General features: G+C 72.5%; 12 protein-coding genes. 7 read left to right on the forward strand and 5 right to left on the reverse strand.

Annotated elements, in window-relative coordinates:
• Positions 1 to 123: 123 nt before the first annotated feature.
• From ACYBSK_RS06670 to ACYBSK_RS06680, 3 genes are all read right to left on the reverse strand, one after another.
• Positions 124 to 1167: an N-acetylmuramoyl-L-alanine amidase gene (locus ACYBSK_RS06670; RefSeq protein ID WP_460245470.1), complete on the reverse strand. Its 1044-nt coding sequence runs from the start codon at positions 1165 to 1167 to the stop codon at positions 124 to 126.
• Between the two features lie 21 nt (positions 1168 to 1188).
• On the reverse strand, positions 1189 to 1854 hold the full coding sequence (locus ACYBSK_RS06675) for a class I SAM-dependent methyltransferase (protein ID WP_460245471.1): 666 nt from the start codon (positions 1852 to 1854) through the stop codon (positions 1189 to 1191).
• A gap of 129 nt (positions 1855 to 1983) precedes the next feature.
• Positions 1984 to 3717 carry an MFS transporter gene (locus ACYBSK_RS06680; RefSeq protein WP_457475933.1) on the reverse strand — a complete coding sequence of 578 codons (1734 nt, stop codon included), beginning with the start codon at positions 3715 to 3717 and terminating at the stop codon, positions 1984 to 1986.
• Between the two features lie 343 nt (positions 3718 to 4060).
• Between ACYBSK_RS06680 and ACYBSK_RS06685 the strand changes: the two genes are divergently transcribed.
• The 7 genes from ACYBSK_RS06685 to ACYBSK_RS06715 all read left to right on the forward strand — a co-directional run bounded on the left by ACYBSK_RS06685 (position 4061) and on the right by ACYBSK_RS06715 (position 14767).
• Positions 4061 to 6256, forward strand: a complete 2196-nt coding sequence (locus tag ACYBSK_RS06685) for an acyl-CoA dehydrogenase (RefSeq protein ID WP_460245472.1) — start codon at positions 4061 to 4063, stop codon at positions 6254 to 6256.
• 120 nt (positions 6257 to 6376) lie between these two features.
• Positions 6377 to 7309: a LysR substrate-binding domain-containing protein gene (locus tag ACYBSK_RS06690; protein WP_460245473.1), complete on the forward strand. Its 933-nt coding sequence runs from the start codon at positions 6377 to 6379 to the stop codon at positions 7307 to 7309.
• A gap of 169 nt (positions 7310 to 7478) precedes the next feature.
• Complete coding sequence (locus ACYBSK_RS06695; protein WP_460245474.1) at positions 7479 to 8870, forward strand: MFS transporter; 1392 nt, start codon at positions 7479 to 7481, stop codon at positions 8868 to 8870.
• Positions 8871 to 9069: 199 nt separating this feature from the next.
• Positions 9070 to 10722, forward strand: coding sequence for an acyl-CoA dehydrogenase family protein (locus ACYBSK_RS06700; protein WP_460245475.1), 1653 nt, complete (start codon positions 9070 to 9072; stop codon positions 10720 to 10722).
• Positions 10715 to 11905, forward strand: a complete 1191-nt coding sequence (locus ACYBSK_RS06705) for a CaiB/BaiF CoA transferase family protein (RefSeq protein WP_460245476.1) — start codon at positions 10715 to 10717, stop codon at positions 11903 to 11905. Before ACYBSK_RS06700 ends, ACYBSK_RS06705 begins: the two co-directional genes overlap by 8 nt.
• A 120-nt stretch (positions 11906 to 12025) precedes the next feature.
• Entirely contained in the window at positions 12026 to 13216 is a 1191-nt protein-coding gene (locus tag ACYBSK_RS06710; RefSeq protein ID WP_460245477.1) for a lipid-transfer protein, read from the forward strand.
• Positions 13217 to 13300: 84 nt separating this feature from the next.
• Entirely contained in the window at positions 13301 to 14767 is a 1467-nt protein-coding gene (locus ACYBSK_RS06715; protein ID WP_460245478.1) for an MFS transporter, read from the forward strand.
• Positions 14768 to 14807: 40 nt separating this feature from the next.
• On the opposite strand, the gene ACYBSK_RS06720 is transcribed toward ACYBSK_RS06715, so the two are convergent.
• Both ACYBSK_RS06720 and ACYBSK_RS06725 read right to left on the reverse strand, forming a co-directional pair.
• Positions 14808 to 15440, reverse strand: a complete 633-nt coding sequence (locus ACYBSK_RS06720) for a response regulator (protein ID WP_457481671.1) — start codon at positions 15438 to 15440, stop codon at positions 14808 to 14810.
• A gap of 137 nt (positions 15441 to 15577) precedes the next feature.
• Positions 15578 to 16717, reverse strand: a complete 1140-nt coding sequence (locus ACYBSK_RS06725; RefSeq protein WP_460246970.1) for a sensor histidine kinase — start codon at positions 16715 to 16717, stop codon at positions 15578 to 15580.
• Positions 16718 to 16733: the final 16 nt, after the last annotated feature.

The raw sequence follows: 16733 nt of genomic DNA on the forward strand, positions 1-16733 counted from the left end.
TCGTCGGTCGGTCGTCTGGTCATCGGGTGGAGACGACGCACAGCGCAGGGGTGACCCCGCATCGTACGGACGACACTATCGCCCGTGTCCTGTGAGTGTCTGCCGAGATCCACAGGGTGACAGTTACCCGCGCAGGAAACTCACGATTCCCTCAGAGATGCCCTGCGCCGCCTTCTGGCGCCACGCGTCGGACGTCAGCCGCGCCACGTCCTGCGAATCCCGCATGTTGCCACACTCGATGAAGACCTTCGGAACCTTCGAGAGGTTGAGTCCTCCCAGGTCACTGCGGGTGTCGAGGCCCGTGCCGCCCCCGATGTAGTTCGACGGCGGCTGGCCCGTGGCCTTGAGGTACAGGCCCGCGACGCGCTCGCCGAGGTCCCGCGAGGGCTTCACGATCGACGTGGTGTCGGCGGCGCCCGCGCGCACGGATGCGGGAAGGATCACATGGAAGCCGCGGTTGCCCTGGCCCGAACCGTCCGCGTGGACGGAGACGACGGCGTCGGCCTTCGCCTCGTTGCCGATCTCGGCGCGCTCGTCGACGCACGGCCCCCACGCGCGGTCGCCGTTCTGCGTCAGCCGCACCGTCGCGCCCTGCTCCTCCAGGATCGTCCGCATCCGCCGGGCCACGTCCAGCGTGAACCGGGCCTCGGTGTAGCCGGCGTTCGTCGACGTACCCGTGGTGTCGCACTCCTTCGAGCCGTTGCCGACGTTCACGGTGCGGTTGATCTCGGTGGCGTGCCGGAAGTTGCCGGGGTTGTGGCCGGGGTCGATGACGACGACCTTGCCCTTGAGGGGACCGGTGAGCGGCTTCGCGGACGCCCTGCCCGACTCCGACTCCGACTTCGACTTCGACGCCGACGGGGAGGCGGACGTCGCCGAGGACGTCGACGGGGCCGGGCTCGAAGCCTCCGGCTCCTTCGAGCCCTCCGCGTCCCTCGAGGACTCGGCCGTCGACGACGGGCCGTGAGCGGGCAGCACCCGCGGCGGCTGGCCGTCCCCCGGCCCGCTCACGACCTGCCACACCACCCACGCCGCGAGCGCCGTCGGCACCAGCGCGGCGAAGGTGACCAGCGCGGGACGGCCGCCGCGGCGGCGGCGCGGAGCCTCGCCCCGGCCGTCCCAGCCGTCGGGATCGAAGCCATCGGGTTCAGGACCTACGTACGACACGTTCCGACCCTAACCGCGCGCTCAGATCCCCGCGCCGCTTCGGCGCAGGACGCGCAGCGAGTCGCACTCCGAGACCTCGGTGAACGCCCCGGACGCGAGGGCCCGCTGGTACACGCGGTACGGCGCCTGCCCCGTCCACTCGTCGTGCTTGACGGGGAACACGTCGTGGATGACGAGGTAGCCGCCGTCCGCGACGTGCGGCGCCCAGCCCTCGTAATCGGCGTTCGCGTGCTCGTCGGTGTGCCCGCCGTCGATGAAGACGAGCCCGAGCGGCCCGCCCCACGCCTTCGCCACCTTCGGCGACTTCCCGACGAGCGCGACCACGTGCTCCTCCAGGCCCGCCGCGTACAGCGTGCGCCGGAAGGTGGGGAGCGTGTCCATGAGCCCCACCTCGGGGTCCACGGTCTCCGGATCGTGGAAGTCCCAGCCCGGCTGCTGCTCCTCGCTGCCGCGGTGGTGGTCGACGGTGAGCGCCGTGACCCCGGCGGCGCGCGCGGCGTCGGCGAGCAGGATGGTGGAGCGCCCGCAGTACGTCCCGACCTCCAACAGCGGCAGCCCGAGCGCCGCGGCCTCGACGGCGGCGCCGTACAGCGCGAGCCCCTCACCGAGCGGCATGAACCCCTTGGCCCCCTCGAAGGCGGCGAGTACGTCCGGGGCGGGGTTCTGGCTGCGCCTTGTGATGCTCATGCCGCCCACTCTGCCCTACGGGGGCGCGGGCCGGAGCCGGGGGTGGGTTCGGGGGTGGGTGGGGGACTGTGACGTGTGACGCCGGTCCCGCTGGCGTAACGGGTCACAGTCCCCCGGCCCTACGACCGGTTAGCGGACCGACTCCGCCAGTGACTCCAGTGCCAGGTCCACCCGTACCGGGCGGTTTTCGCCGTGGTGGGTGGCGGAGGAGGCGCGGGGGGCGTGGCCGGTGGCCGTTGCGGCCAGGACGTAGGAGCCGCCCAGCGGGACGGTCAGGGCGTAGGTGCCCTCCGTGTCGGTGAGGGCCGCGCCCGCCTGGCGGCCTCGGCGGTCGATCAGGGTGACCTTCGCGCGGGGGACGGGCAGGCCCGCCGGGTCGAGGACCTGGCCGTGGAAGTGGGCGGCGAGGGCCTCCTCGGCGCGTTCCAGGGCCGCGTCCTCCTCGCTGCTCGCGCGCAGCTGGACGACGGGCTTGCGGCGGCCCGGCAGGCCGATCGCGAGCAGGACGCCGACCGCGACGGCGGCCGTGGCGATGAGGAAGGAGACGCGGAAGCCGTGCATCGTGGGGACGGCGACGCCGCCCACGTTGTTCGCCGTGTTGGCCAGCACCATGCCGATGACGGCCGAGGACACCGACGTACCGATGGAGCGCATCAGGGTGTTGAGGCCGTTGGCCGCGCCCGTCTCGGAGGGGTCCACCGCGCCGATGATGAGCGCGGGCAGCGAGGAGTAGGCGAGGCCGATGCCCGCGCCGATCAGGACCGAGATGACGATGGTCTGCCACGCCGCGCTCATCAGGCCGAGGCCGGCTCCGTAGCCGATCGCGATGATCAGCATGCCGAGGAGCAGGGTGATCTTCGGGCCGAACCGGGCCGACAGGCGGGCGTAGACGGGCGCCGTCAGCATCATGGTCAGGCCGAGGGGGGCCACGCACAGGCCCGCGACGACCATCGACTGGCCGAGGCCGTACCCCGTCTCCTTGGGGAGCTGGAGCAGCTGGGGCAGGACGAGCGAGATCGCGTAGAAGGCGACGCCGACCATGATCGAGGCGAGGTTGGTGAGCAGGACCTCGCGGCGGGCCGTGGTGCGCAGGTCGACCAGCGGGGCCTTCAGGCGCAGTTCCATCGCGCCCCAGGCGAGGAGGACGACGAGCGCGGCGCCGAACAGGCCGAGCGTGGTACCCGAACTCCAGCCCCAGTCACTGCCCTTGGTGATGGGCAGGAGGAACAGGATCAGGCCGAGCGTGAGGCCGAGGGCGCCCGCGACGTCGAACGTCCCCTGCGCGCGCAGCGGGCTCTCCGGCACGAAGACGAGCGTGAGGGCGATCGCGACGACGCCCAGACCCGCCGCGCCGAAGAACAGCGCGTGCCAGTCGGCGTGCTGGGCGACCAGCGCGGCCGCCGGCAGCGCGAGTCCGCCGCCGACGCCGATGGAGGAGGACATCAGGGCCATCGCCGAGCCGAGCTTCTCGCGCGGCAGCATGTCGCGCATCAGACCGATGCCGAGCGGGATGGCACCCATGGCGAAGCCCTGGAGCGCGCGGCCGACGATCATCACGAGGAGGTTGTCGGTGAAGCCGCAGACCAGGGAGCCGAAGACCATGATCGCGAGGCTGGTGAGCAGCATCCTGCGCTTGCCCGCGAGGTCGCCGAGGCGGCCCATGATCGGGGTCGCGACGGCGCCCGCGAGGAGGGTCGAGGTCATGACCCAGGTGGCGTTGGAGGGGGCGGTGTTCAGCAGCTCGGGCAGGTCCTTGATCACCGGTACGAGCAGCGTCTGCATCACGGCCACGGTGATGCCGGCGAAGGCGAGGACGGGGACGACGCCGCCTGACGGGCGGGCTTGAGTCGTCGGCTGGGACATGAAGAAAGGCCTCCGGAAGGCGGTCTCGGTCCACGTACTGAGACGTGACGCCGGGGACGGCGAACGCGCGCCGCCGGGGTCGGGGCGCGCGTTGAACGGTCGTCGGCGTGCGGGCTGGTGCGGGCAGGTGCCGTGTGCGGGCTGGTTGTGTGTATGTCGAACCGGTTTGCCGGGGCGACTATTCCGACGGTCGTCGTACGAGCGGGATCCTTTACTTCTTCATTACGTCACCGGTGGATGAACGGTTGTCCCTGGTCGGGGGCGGCCGTGCCGACCGGCTGTTTCTGACTCAGTGTCAGCTCCGGTCTTCCGGTCTACTGGAACGTGTTCTACCGTGCGCCGCATGGGCATCGCCATCACGCAGGAACAGCGGGAACTCGCGGACTCCGTGCGCGGCTGGATCGCGCGCGCCGTACCGCCCGACGAGGTGCGCAAACTGCTCGACGCCCCGGCTCCCCCCGACCGCCGTCCCGCCTACTGGGACGGCCTCGCCGCGCAGGGGCTCCTCGGGGTGCAGCTGCCCGAGTCGTACGGCGGCGGGGGCGGCACCCTTCTCGATCTCGCGGTCGTCGTGGAGGAGGCCGGGCGGGCCGCGCTGCCCGGACCGTTCCTCGGCGGCGTGCTCGCGGCCGAGGTGTTGCGCCGTGCCGGGCAGCGGGACCTGGCCCGTTCCCTCGCCGAAGGGGAGCGGATCGGTGCGGTCGCCTTCGGGCCCGGCGGGCTCAGCGCCGTCGCGGGCCCCGAAGGGCTCGTGCTCGACGGCGTCGCGCCACCCGTCCTCACCGGCGCCGAGGCCGACCTGCTCGTCCTCGCGGCACAGAGCGCCGACGGGGTGGTGTGGTGCGCGGTCGACGTCGGCAGCCCCGGGTTCGCCGTGCGCGCGCACGAGAGCGCCGACCCGACCCGGCCCACCGCCGAGGTCACGGCGTCCGGCGCGGTGGTGCCCACCGAGCGCGTACTGACCCTGGACGGCACCCTCGTACGCGACCTCGCGGCCGTGCTGCTCGCCGCCGACGCCTGCGGCACCGCCGCCTGGGCGCTGCGCACGGCGGCCGAACACGCCAAGGTGCGCGAGCAGTTCGGGCGGCCCATCGGACAGTTCCAGGGCGTCAAGCACCTGTGCGCCGACATGCTGGTGCGGGTCGAGCAGGCGGCGGCGCTGGCCTGGGACGCGGCGCGGGCGATGGAGGAGGACGCGGCCGAGGGGGAGGGCGCGGGTGAGGACGTGCGGGGGCTCGTCGCCGCGCTCGCCGCCGGTGGCGCGCTCGATGCCGCGTACTCCTGTGCCAAGGACTGCATCCAGATCCTCGGCGGCATCGGCTTCACCTGGGAGCACGACGCCCACCTGTACCTGCGCCGCGCCGTCGTCGCCCGGCAGCTTTTCGGCGCCGGTGACGCCCACCGGTTGCGTGCCGTGCGGCTCGCGGAGCGCGGGGTGCGGCGCGAACTGCGGTTCGCGCTGCCCGCCGAGGCGGACGGGTACCGGGAGGCGGCGCGGAAGGCCGTCGACGGGGCCCGGGGCCTCGACCCGAAGGCCGCGCGCCGGGTCCTCGCGCCGACCGGGTACGCGGCGCCGCATCTGCCGGTGCCGTACGGGCTCGGCGCGGGGCCTGTCCAACAGCTTGCGGTGCAGGAGGAGTTGAGGGCGGCCGGGGTGAAGGTCAGCGACCTCGGCATCGCCACGTGGGTCGTGCCCTCCCTCATCGCGTACGGCACCCAGGAACAGCGCGACCGCCACCTTCCGGCGACCCTGCGCGGCGACACGATGTGGTGCCAGCTGTTCTCCGAACCGGGTGCCGGATCCGACCTCGCGTCGCTGCGCACGAGGGCGGAGCGGATGCCCGACGGGCGGTGGCGGATCAACGGGCAGAAGGTGTGGACGAGCGCCGCGCAGTGGGCCGACCACGGCATCCTGCTCGCCCGGACGAACCCGGACGCGCCCAAGCACAAGGGCCTGACGTACTTCCTCATCGACATGAAGCACACGGACGGCATCGACATCCGCCCCCTGCGCGAGATCACCGGCGACTCCCTCTTCAACGAGGTGTACTTCGACGACGTCGTACTGCCGGCCGACGCCGTGGTCGGCGAGGTCGACGACGGGTGGCGGGTGGCCCGGCACACGCTCGGCAACGAACGTGTGCACATGGCCGACCAGTTGACGTTCGACACGGGTCTGGAGGCGTTGCTCGCGCGGGCGGGCGAGTTGGACGGGGCGTACCGGGCGCGGATCGGGGCGTTGGCGGCGGAGGCGCACGCGCTCGGGTGCATCGGGTTGCGGACGACGATGCGGCAGGTCGCCGGGGAGGACGCGGGGGCCGGGGCGTCGGTGCGGAAGCTGGTGCAGACGCCGCACCAGCAGAAGGTGGCGGAACTGGCCCTCGAACTCCTCGGCCCGGCGGGCGCGCTCCGCGAGGGCCCGGGGGAGCGGGCCCTCCACGGATTCCTGCTGTCCCGGTGCCTGACCATCGCGGGCGGGACGACGCAGGTGCAGCTGAACGTGGTGGCGGAGCGGATTCTGGGGCTGCCGCGCGACTAGCCCACCCGGCGGGGCTCCGCCCCTGCACCCTGCTGCTCAATCGCCGCAGAGGCTTGAAAGCTCCCCGCTGCTCGATCGGCGCAGGGGCTTGAAGGGTGGGGGCGGTCGTAGGGTCGGGGGGTGGAGCTGAAACACCTCACCGGGTTTGTGGCGGTCGCGGAAGAGTTGCATTTCGGGAGGGCGGCGGAGCGGTTGCACGTGGCGCAGTCGCCGCTCAGTCAGCAGATCAAGCTGCTGGAGCGCGACCTCGGGGTGAAGCTGTTCGAGCGCACGACCCGTTCCGTCCGGCTCACCCCCGCCGGCCAGGCGCTCGTGGAGCCGGCGCGGAAGCTGCTCGCGGACGCCTCCGTCGTGCGCAGGACCGTGCGGGCCGCGCATCTGGGGGAGGTGGGGCGGGTGTCCGTGGGGTTCGCGGGGGCCAGCAGTTATGCGGCGTTGCCGTTGCTGACGCGGGCCGTCACCTCGCAACTGCCGGGGATCGAGCTCGTGTTGGAGGGGCAGACCTACAGCGGTGAGGCGCTGCGCCGGATCACCGACGGCACCCTCGACATCGGCTTCGTGGCGCTTCCCGTGCGGCGCGGTATCACCGCCCGCGTCGTCCGCATGGAACGCCTCGTGCTCGCCGTTCCCGACAGCCACCCGCTCGCCGACCGCGCCGAGGTCCCCGTGCGCGCGCTCGCGGACGAGCCCATCGTCACCTTCCCGCTCTCCCGTGAATCGGCGGTGCGCGACGCCATCGTGCAGGCCTGCCACGACGCCGGGTTCGCGCCCCGGATCGCGCAGGAGGCCCCGGACTCGTACAACATGCTGGCGCTCGTCGGGGCGGGGGTCGGGGTCGCGGTCGTCGTCGAGTCGGCGCGCAACATCAGCCTCGAACACGTGGTGTTCCGGCCGCTGGCGGGGGACGGGGTGCCGGTGCTGCCGATCGCGCTCGGCTGGCGTACCGGCAATGCGTCGGCGGCGTTGCGGGCGGTGCTGCGGGTGGCGGAGGAGGTGCTGCCGACGCCGTCGGACGCGCCGGTGTCGGCGGTGCCGTCGGGGCGCGGGGGCTGATCGACCCCCTCAGGATTGCGCGTGATCGTGTCTCAATCGGGCCCGGAATTGGTCTTGGACACCGCCTAATGGCGGGAGGCAGAGTGATCCGCGTCTCGCGAAGGAGCGTGCACGGGCCGCGGTGTCCGCGCCGTACGGGCGGGACCCGCCGCACCGAGAGGACGCTCGCATGCAGCAAGACGCCCCCGCGCAGCCCGCCACCGATCCCGCTCCGGACCCCGCCCTCGCCAAGGACGCCCGCCGCGCAGGCGTGACCGCGTTCGTCGGCACCACCATCGAGTGGTTCGACTTCTACATCTACGGGTCGGCCTCCGCGCTGGTCCTCGGCAAGATCTTCTTCGCCGACGCCTCGCCCGCCGTCGGCACGCTCGCCGCGTTCGCCACGTTCTGGGTCGGCTTCCTCGCCCGCCCCCTCGGAGGCCTGATCTTCGGGCACTTCGGCGACAAGTACGGCCGCAAGAAGGCGCTGATCACCACGCTCACGATGATGGGCGCCGCCACGTTCTGCGTCGGGCTGCTGCCCGGTTACGACCGGATCGGAGCGGCAGCCCCGATCCTGCTCGTGCTCCTGCGCATGATCCAGGGCGTCGCCATGGGCGGCGAGTGGGGCGGCGCCGTCCTCATCGCCACCGAATACGCGCCGCCCAAAAGGAAGTTGCTGTACGGGGCGTTCGCCCAGCAGGGGTCGCCGGTCGGCAATCTGCTCGCCACGCTCGCGTTCCTCGGGATCGCCCAACTGCCGGACTCCGACTTCGAGTCGTGGGGGTGGCGGGTGCCGTTCCTGTTCTCGGCGGTGCTGGTGGCGGTCGGGCTGTTCATCCGGCTCAGGCTCGCCGAGACGCCCGAGATGCGGGACATGCTCGCCAGCAGGGAGCCGGTCAAGCTGCCGGTGAAGACCGTGCTGAGCCGCTATCCGCTGCTGGTGTTCCTGGGGGTGCTCGCGGGGACCGCCGGCGTGGCCATCACGTACGTCAAGACGACGTTCGCGCTGTCGTGGGCCACGTCCGACCTGGACTTCGACCGGTCGACGTTCCTCACGGTCATCGCGCTGGCGCTCGTGGTTCAGGTGATCGTGCAGCCGTTCGGGGCGGTGCTGGCGAGCCGGTGGGATGTGCGCAAGGCCGTGCTGTGGATGCTGATTCCGGAGTTCGTGGTGCTGCCCGTGATGTTCGTGCTGGTGGGCACCGGGAACTTCTGGCTGGCCGTGCTGGGGATGGGGCTCGCCACGTTTCCGCATGCGATGTACTACGCGGCGCTCGCGGGGATCCTCGCGAGGGTGTTTCCGGTGGAGGTGCGGTACACCGGGATGTCGTTGGCGTACCAGTTGTGCACGACGGTGTTCGCGGGGACGGCGCCGATCGTCTCGCAGTACCTGTTGACGTCCTTCGGCTCGATCTGGCCGGTCGTGGCGCTCGGGCTCGCGTATACGGCGATCACGTTGGCGGGGGTGCTGCCGTTGCTGGCGCGGACCGGTGGGCGGACCGGTGAGGGTGCGCCGCGCCGCTCCCACGACACGGGGCTCCGCCCCGGACCCCGCTCCTCAAACGCCGGAGGGGCTTGATCCGGGGGCCCGCCCCGGACCTCGTTCCTCAAACGCCGGAGGGGCTTGATCCGGGGGCCCGCCCCGGACCTCGTTCCTCAAACGCCGGAGGGGCTTGATTCGGGGGCCCGCCCCGGACCCCGCTCCTCAAACGCCGGAGGGGCTTGATCCGCGTATCCCGTGGCCGTGACCGCTTTCACCTGACGCTTGGAGCCGACCCATGAACTACGCCGACCGCGATCCCGCCCTGCGCCCCCTCCTCGACCGCGTACTGGCCCCGGACGACCGCGCCCGGATCGAACCCCAGCTCGCCGAACTCGGAGAGCTCGCCGCCGGGGAGCTCGACCGGTACGCCGCGCTCGCCGACGCCAACCCGCCCCGCCTCGTCCCGTACACGCCGGACGGCGAACGCGTCGACGAGGTCGCCTTCCACCCCGCCCACGACCGCGCCGCCGCCATCGCCTACGAACGCTTCGGTCTCGCCGCCATGTCGCACCAGCCCGGCGTCCTCGGCTGGCCGACGAAGGTGCCGCACACCGTCAAGTACGCCCTGTCCTACCTCTACGTACAGTCCGAGTTCGGCATGGCCTGCCCGCTGTCCATGACGGACTCCGCCGCCCGCATCCTGCGCCTGTTCGACCCCGAGCGGTACGCCGCCGAGATCGCCGCGCTGTCCTCCACCGACCCCGAACTCCGTTCCACCGGCGCGATGTTCATGACCGAGAAGCAGGGCGGAACGGACGTAGGGCTGACGGAAACCGTCGCCGTCGACCAGGGCACCCACTGGACGCTCACCGGAAGTAAGTGGTTCGCGTCGAACCCGAGCGCCGACGTCGTCCTCACCCTCGCCCGCGTCCCCGGCCAGGGTGAAGGCACCCGCGGCCTCGGCATGTTCCTCGTCCCGCGCCTGCGCCCCGACGGCACCCGCAACGCGATCCGCATCGACCGCCTCAAGGACAAGCTCGGCTCCCGCTCCATCGCCAGCGGCGAGGTCACCCTCGACGAGGCGTACGCGACCCCCGTCGGCCAACTCGCCAACGGATTCCGGCAGATGGCCGAGATGCTCAACGTCTCCCGCCTCTCCAACGCCATGCGCGCCACCGCCCTGATGCGCCGCGCCGTACGCGAGTCCGTCGACCACACCCGCGGGCGCCACGTCTTCGGCAAGCCCCTCTTCGACCAGCCGCTGATGCGGGCCACCCTGCTGCCGATGATCCTCGACACGGAGGCCGCCCTGCACCTGGTGATCGAGGCGGCGGCCCGGCTCTCCGCCGCCGACGACGGGGACGCCGGCGCCCGCGCGCTCGTCCGCGTCCTCACCCCGCTGGCCAAGCACACCCTGTGCAAGCGTGCCCGTACCGTCACCGGTGAGGCCATGGAGATCCGCGGCGGCAACGGCTACATCGAGGACTGGGTCAACCCGCGCCTCGTCCGCGACGCCCACCTCGGCTCCATCTGGGAGGGCTCCTCCAACGTCATCGCCCTCGACGTCCTGCGCTGCATGCGCCGCCAGAACGCCCACGCCACCCTCGCCGACACCTACGGCGACCGCCCGGGGACCGCGGACCGGTGGGCGCGACTGCGCAAGACCGGCGACGAACTCCTCCAACTCCCCGACGAGGAGCAGCAAATGAGGGTCGGCCGGTACGCCGACGAACTCACCCGCGCCGTCATGGAGACCCTCCTGTACGACCAGGCCGACCACGAGGTCCGTACGCGCGGGGACGGCCGCGCCCTGCTCGTCGCCCGTACGTACACGGCGCTCGCCGACGACCCGGGCGCCCTGCCCCGCCCCGCCCTGGACCACTTCGCCGCGCTGGCGGACGGCGGTCCGGTCCCGCTCGCCGACGTGCAGGAGGCCGCACATGCCTGAGCAGGCACCGGCGCCCCTCAAGGGCATGAAGGTCGTCGACCTCTCCAAGATCCTCGCGGGTCCGTACGTCACCATGTCCCTCGCCGACCTCGGCGCCGACGTCATCAAGGTCGAGCACCCCGACGGCGGAGACCCCACCCGCTCCTGGGGCCCGCCCTTCAACGGCCCCGACGCCACCTACTACTTGGCCGCCAACCGCGGCAAACGCTCGGTCACCCTCGACCTCAAGTCGGGGGCCGGGCAGGAGGCCGTGCACCGGATGCTCGCCGACGCGGACGTCATGGTGGAGAACTTCCGCCCCGGCTCCTCGCTCGCCCGCCTCTTCGACTACGAGGAGCTGAGCGCCCGCTACCCGCGCCTCGTCATCCTCCACATCTCCGCCTTCGGCGACACGGGCCCACTGCGCGACGAACCGGGCTACGACATGGTGGCGCAGGCGAGCGCGGGCCTGATGTCGCTGACCGGCGAGCCCGACGGGCCCCCGGTGAAGGCCGGTTACGCGATGGGCGACCTCGGCGCCGCCCTCTTCGGCCTCATCGGCGTCAACGCGGCCCTCGTCGAACGCGAGCGCACGGGCCGCGGCCAGTACGTCACGACCTCCCTCTACGAGTCCCAGCTCGCCCTGCACATCAACTGGGCGACCGGCTACTTCGCCACGGGGGAGCGCCCCGGCCGCCTCGGCTCCGGCCACCCCAGCCTCGTCCCGTACCAGGCGTACCGGGCCGCGGACGGCCACTTCGTGATCGCGGTCGGCAACGACAGCCTCTTCCGCCGCCTGGTCGGCGCGCTCGGCCACCCGGAGTGGGCGGACGACGCCCGCTTCGCGGCCAACCGGGACCGGGTGACGAACCGCTCCGCCCTGAACGCCAAGCTGGAGGCGGTCCTCGTCGACGAGCCGGTGGCCCACTGGGTGGCCCTGCTCAAGCCCCTCGGCGTCCCCGTCACGCCCATCCGCACCCTCGACGAGGTCTACGACTGCCCGCAGACGGCCGCGCTCGGCATGGTGCGGAAGGTGGACCACCCGGACGTGGGGCCGCTGGAACAGGTGGCGTTCCCCGTCACGTTCCGCGGCAGCCGCCCACCGGTGCGCACCGCGCCGCCGACGCTGGGGCAGCACAGCAGGGAGGTGCTGGCCGAACTCGGTTACGCAGAAGCCGAGATCGAGGGGCTGCTCGCCCCCTGAGCCCTTCCGCGGCCCTTCCATGGCCCTTCCATGGCCCTTCCGTTGCGCGGCTCGCACTGCCAGTATCTGACGGGTCGTCAGCTCATGCGGGCAGTAGGAGTGGCAGGAGGGCGCGCAGCCATGAAGTCGTACATCGTCGGCGTCGGCATGACCAGGTTCGAGAAGCCCGAGACGCGGGACTGGCAGTACTGGGACATGGTGAAGGAGGCGGGGGAGGCGGCGCTCGCCGACGCCGGGGTCGGCTTCGCCGACGTACAACAGGCCCCCGTCGGCTACTGCTTCCAGTCCTCCACCGCCGGACAACGGGCCGTGTACGAACTGGGGTTGACCGGCATCCCCGTCTACAACGTCAACAACAACTGCGCGACGGGCTCGACCGCGCTGATGATGGCCCGCCAGTTCGTCGAGGGCGGGGCGAGCGACTGCGTGCTCGCGCTCGGCTTCGAGAAGATGCGGCGCGGCGCGCTCGGGGGAGGGGCCGACGGGGGCGACTTCAAGACATCCCCCGTCGCCCGCCACTACGGCATCATGGCGGCCCGGCACGGATTCGAGATGAGCCCGCCCACCGCGCAGATATTCGGCGACGCCGCCCGCGAGCACATGGAGAAGTACGGCACGACCGAGGCGCAGCTCGCGGCGGTCGGCGCCAAGAACCACCGGCACTCCGTGAACAACCCGTACGCCCAGTTCCAGGACCCGTACACGGTCGACGAGATCCTCGCCGCCAAGACCGTCCACGCGCCGCTCACCAAGCTCCAGTGCTCGCCGACCTCGGACGGCGCCGCGGCGGCGGTCGTCGTCTCCGAACGCTTCGTCGAGGAACGCGGCCTCGGCGACAGGGCGGTCGAGATCGTCGCCCAGTCGATGACCACGGACACCGAGGAGTCCTTCGCGTCCGGCTCGTGCATCGACGTCGTCGGACAGCCGATGTCGCGGGAGGCGGCCCGGCAGGTCTACGAGACGTCCGGGCTCGGCATCGAGGACGTCGACGTCGTCGAACTCCACGACTGCTTCTCCGTCAACGAACTCCTCACCTACGAGGCGCTCGGCATGTGCGCGCGGGGCGAGTCCGGCAAGCTGGTCGAGTCCGGCGCGACGACGTACGGCGGCACCTGGGTCGTGAACCCCTCCGGCGGCCTCATCTCCAAGGGCCACCCCCTCGGCGCCACCGGCATCGCCCAAGCCGCCGAACTCACCTGGCAGCTGCGGGGCGAAGCGGGCCCACGCCAGGTCCCGGCCGCCCGCGTCGGCCTCGCCCACAACATCGGACTCGGCGGCGCGGCGGTGGTGACGATGCTGCGACGCACCTGAGTCCTAGGCCCGTGGCCCTATGCCGGTCGGCCCACCCCGCCTGCGGCGAAATCCGGATGTACGGGGTGGCGGGGTGCTGAGACCATGACACCCATGTCCCAGACTCCTCCCGGCCCCCAGTCCCCGGCCGCCTCCGACGAGGCCATACGTTCCCGGGGCCGGGCGCCCGCCGCCCCGCCCGCCTGGCTGGTCGTGGCGGTGGCCTGTGCCGGGCAGTTCCTCGTCGTCCTCGACGTGTCCGTGGTGAACGTGGCGCTGCCGTCGATGCGCACCGACCTCGGGCTCAGCGCGAGCGGGCTCCAGTGGGTGGTGAACGCGTACTCGATCGCGTTCGCCGGCTTCATGCTGCTCGGCGGCCGGGCCGGAGACCTCTTCGGGCGCAAGCGGATGTTCCTGGTCGGGCTCGGCCTGTTCACGCTCGCGTCGCTCGTGGGCGGGCTCGCGCAGGAGGGCTGGCAGCTGCTCGCGGCGCGGGCGGTGCAGGGGCTGGGCGCAGCGGTGCTGGCCCCCTCCACCCTGACGATCCTCACCTCCGCCGTCCCCGAGGGCGCGGCGCGGGCGCGGGCCATCGCGACCTGGACCGCCGTGGGCGCGGGCGGCGGCGCGGCGGGCGGACTCGTCGGCGGCGTCCTCACGGAGGGGCTGAACTGGCGCTGGGTGCTCCTCATCAACGTTCCGCTGGGCGCGGTCGTCCTCGCCGCGGCGGCGCGCTGGATCCGCGAGTCGCGGGCCGGTGGTTCGCGCCGCCTCGACCTGCCCGGCGCGGTGCTGGTGACGGCGGGCACGGCCGTCCTCGCGTACGGCATCGTGCAGACGGAGGAGCGCGGCTGGGGCGAGGTCGCGACGCTGGTGCCGCTGGGCGTGGGACTGCTCCTGCTGCTGTCCTTCCTGGCGGTGGAGGCCCGTACGAAGCAGCCGCTGATGCCGCTCGGCCTGTTCCGGGTGCGTTCGGTGGCGGTGGCGAACGCCGCGATGTTCGTGTGCGGCATGGGCTCGTTCGCCATGTGGTTCTTCATGACCCTGTACGCGCAGAACGTGCTCGGCTACACGCCCATCGAGGCGGGCCTCGCCCTGGTCCCCAGCTCGCTGGCCGTGGTGTTCGGCTCGAAGTTCGCCCCGCGCCTCATGCCCCGCTTCGGTGCGCGGAACGTGGCGACGGCGGGTGTGCTCGTCACGGCGGCCGGATTCCTGTGGCAGTCGACCATGACCGCGGACGGGGCGTACGTCACCACGATCATGCTCCCCGGCATTGTGATGATGGCGGGCGCCGGCTGCGCGATGACCCCGCTGGCGTCGCTCGCCACGTCGGGCGCCGCGCCCGGCGACGCGGGCCTCGTCTCCGGCCTCGTCAACACCTCCCGCACCCTGGGCGGCTCCCTCGGCCTGGCGATCCTCTCCACCGTCGCCACGAGCCGCTCCGCGGGCTCCCCGGCCCCGACCGCCCTGACCCGCGGCTACGCGGCGGCGTTCCTCACGGGCTCCGGGATCCTCCTGGTCGCCGCCCTGGTCCTCCTGACAGCCGGCCGCAAATCAAGCCCCTCCGGCGATTGAGGAGCGGGGTCCGGGGCGGAGCCCCGCGTCCGCGACCCCGTCACAGCCACCCGTTGTCGGCGGCCACCCGTAGCGCCTCCGCCCGATTCCGCGCCCCCGTCTTCCCGATGGCCGCCGACAGATAGTTCCGCACGGTCGACTCCGACAAGTGCAACCCACCCGCGATGTCGGAGACCGTCGTCCCGCCCACCGCCGCCCGCAGCACATCCGCCTCGCGCGACGTCAACGGATTCGGCCCCGCCCCGAGCGCCACCGCCGCGAGCGCCGGATCGACCACTGTCTCGCCCCGCAGCACCGTGCGGATCGCCTCCGCGAGCTCCTCGACGGGCCCGTCCTTCACGAGGAACCCCGCGGCCCCCGCCTCCATGGCACGCCGCAGGTACCCAGGCCGGCCGAACGTGGTGAGGATCAGCACCCGGCAGTCCGGAACCTGGTCGCGCAGCTCGGCCGCGGCGTCGAGCCCGCTGATGCCGGGCAGCTCGATGTCGAGGAGGGCCACGTCGGGGCGGCACGTGAGGGCGGTGTCGACGATGACGTCACCCGTGGCGACCTGCGCGACGACCTCCAGGTCGGGCTCCAGCCCGAGCAACAGCGCGAGCGCGCCCCGCATCATGCCCTGGTCCTCCGCGAGGAGTACGCGGATGCTCTTGGCGGGTCGGTGGTCCTGCGGCATCTCCGTCACGCTCAGAGATTACGGCGCGACGCACACCCGACCGAGCAACTCCGGCCCCTCCGCCGATGGAGAACCGGGCGTGCCCATTCAAGCCCCTCCGGCGATTGAGGAGCGGGGTCCGGGGCGGAGCCCCGGGGTTACGCCGACGTGGGGATGCGGTCGACCGCGGGGAGTTCCGCGCACACCTCGAACCCGCCCCGCGCCCCCGCGCCCACCCGCAACGACCCACCCGCCGCAGCCAACCTCTCCGCCAACCCCTTGAGCCCCGTCCCACCCCGCACCTCACCCACGACCCCCACCCCGTCGTCCGCCACCCGCAACCGCACCCACTCCTCCGTCCCCTCCACGGAGATCGCGCACCGCGTCGCCGCACTGTGCCGCACCGCGTTCGTCACGGCCTCCCGCACCACCCACCCCAGCAACGCCTCCGTCCGCGCCGACAACGGCGGCCCCGACTGCGTCACGACCGGCTCGATCACGGCAGCGGTGAGCGCCGACCGCGCCCGGTCCAGCTCCAGCGCGAGACTGCCCTCGCGATACCCGGTCACCGCCTCCCGGATCTCCGTGAGCGCCTGCCGCCCCACCGCCTCGATGTCACTGACCTGCTCCAGCGCCGCGTCCAGGCTGCGCGGCGCGAGCCGCCTCGCTGCCTCCGACTTCACCACGATCACCGACAGCGTGTGCCCGAGCAGATCGTGCAGGTCGCGCGAGAACCGCAACCGCTCCTCGGCGACGGCCCGCCGCGCCAACTCCTCGCGCGCCGAGCGCAGTTCACGTACCGCCTCGGACAGCGACAGGACCGCCGCCGTCACCATCGTGGACAGGAACGTGCCGTACGAGACGCCCACCGCGTCCCACCCCTCGCGCAGCCAGGCCACGACCCCCGCCAGCACTGTCAGGCCGAGCCCGACCTTGCCGATGTACGGTCCGCGCGCCACCGCCCCGACGGCGAGCCCGAGCAGCGGGAACAGCGCCAGCCACGCCCCGCCGTACCCGCCCGCGAGCCCGCACGCGAGCAGGACCATCACGACGACCGCGCCCCGCGTCGACGCCGCCTCCCGCACCTCCTTGTGGAACGCCCTGAACACCACGTACACGTACAGGGTGTTGAAGGCGAGCAGGCCCGCTCCACCGACCCACGGGTGCGGCGTCTTCCCTTGCACGAGGTTGGTCGCGGCGCCCAGGCCCATCAACAGCCAGGGCAGCAGCGCGAATCCGGTGGGCGGCGGGCCCATCTCCTCGACCCGGCGCCCGTGTTCGCGGCGGTACTCCTTCATCCGGGCGCGGTCGGCC

This window comes from Streptomyces sp. BYX5S, from assembly GCF_054724165.1.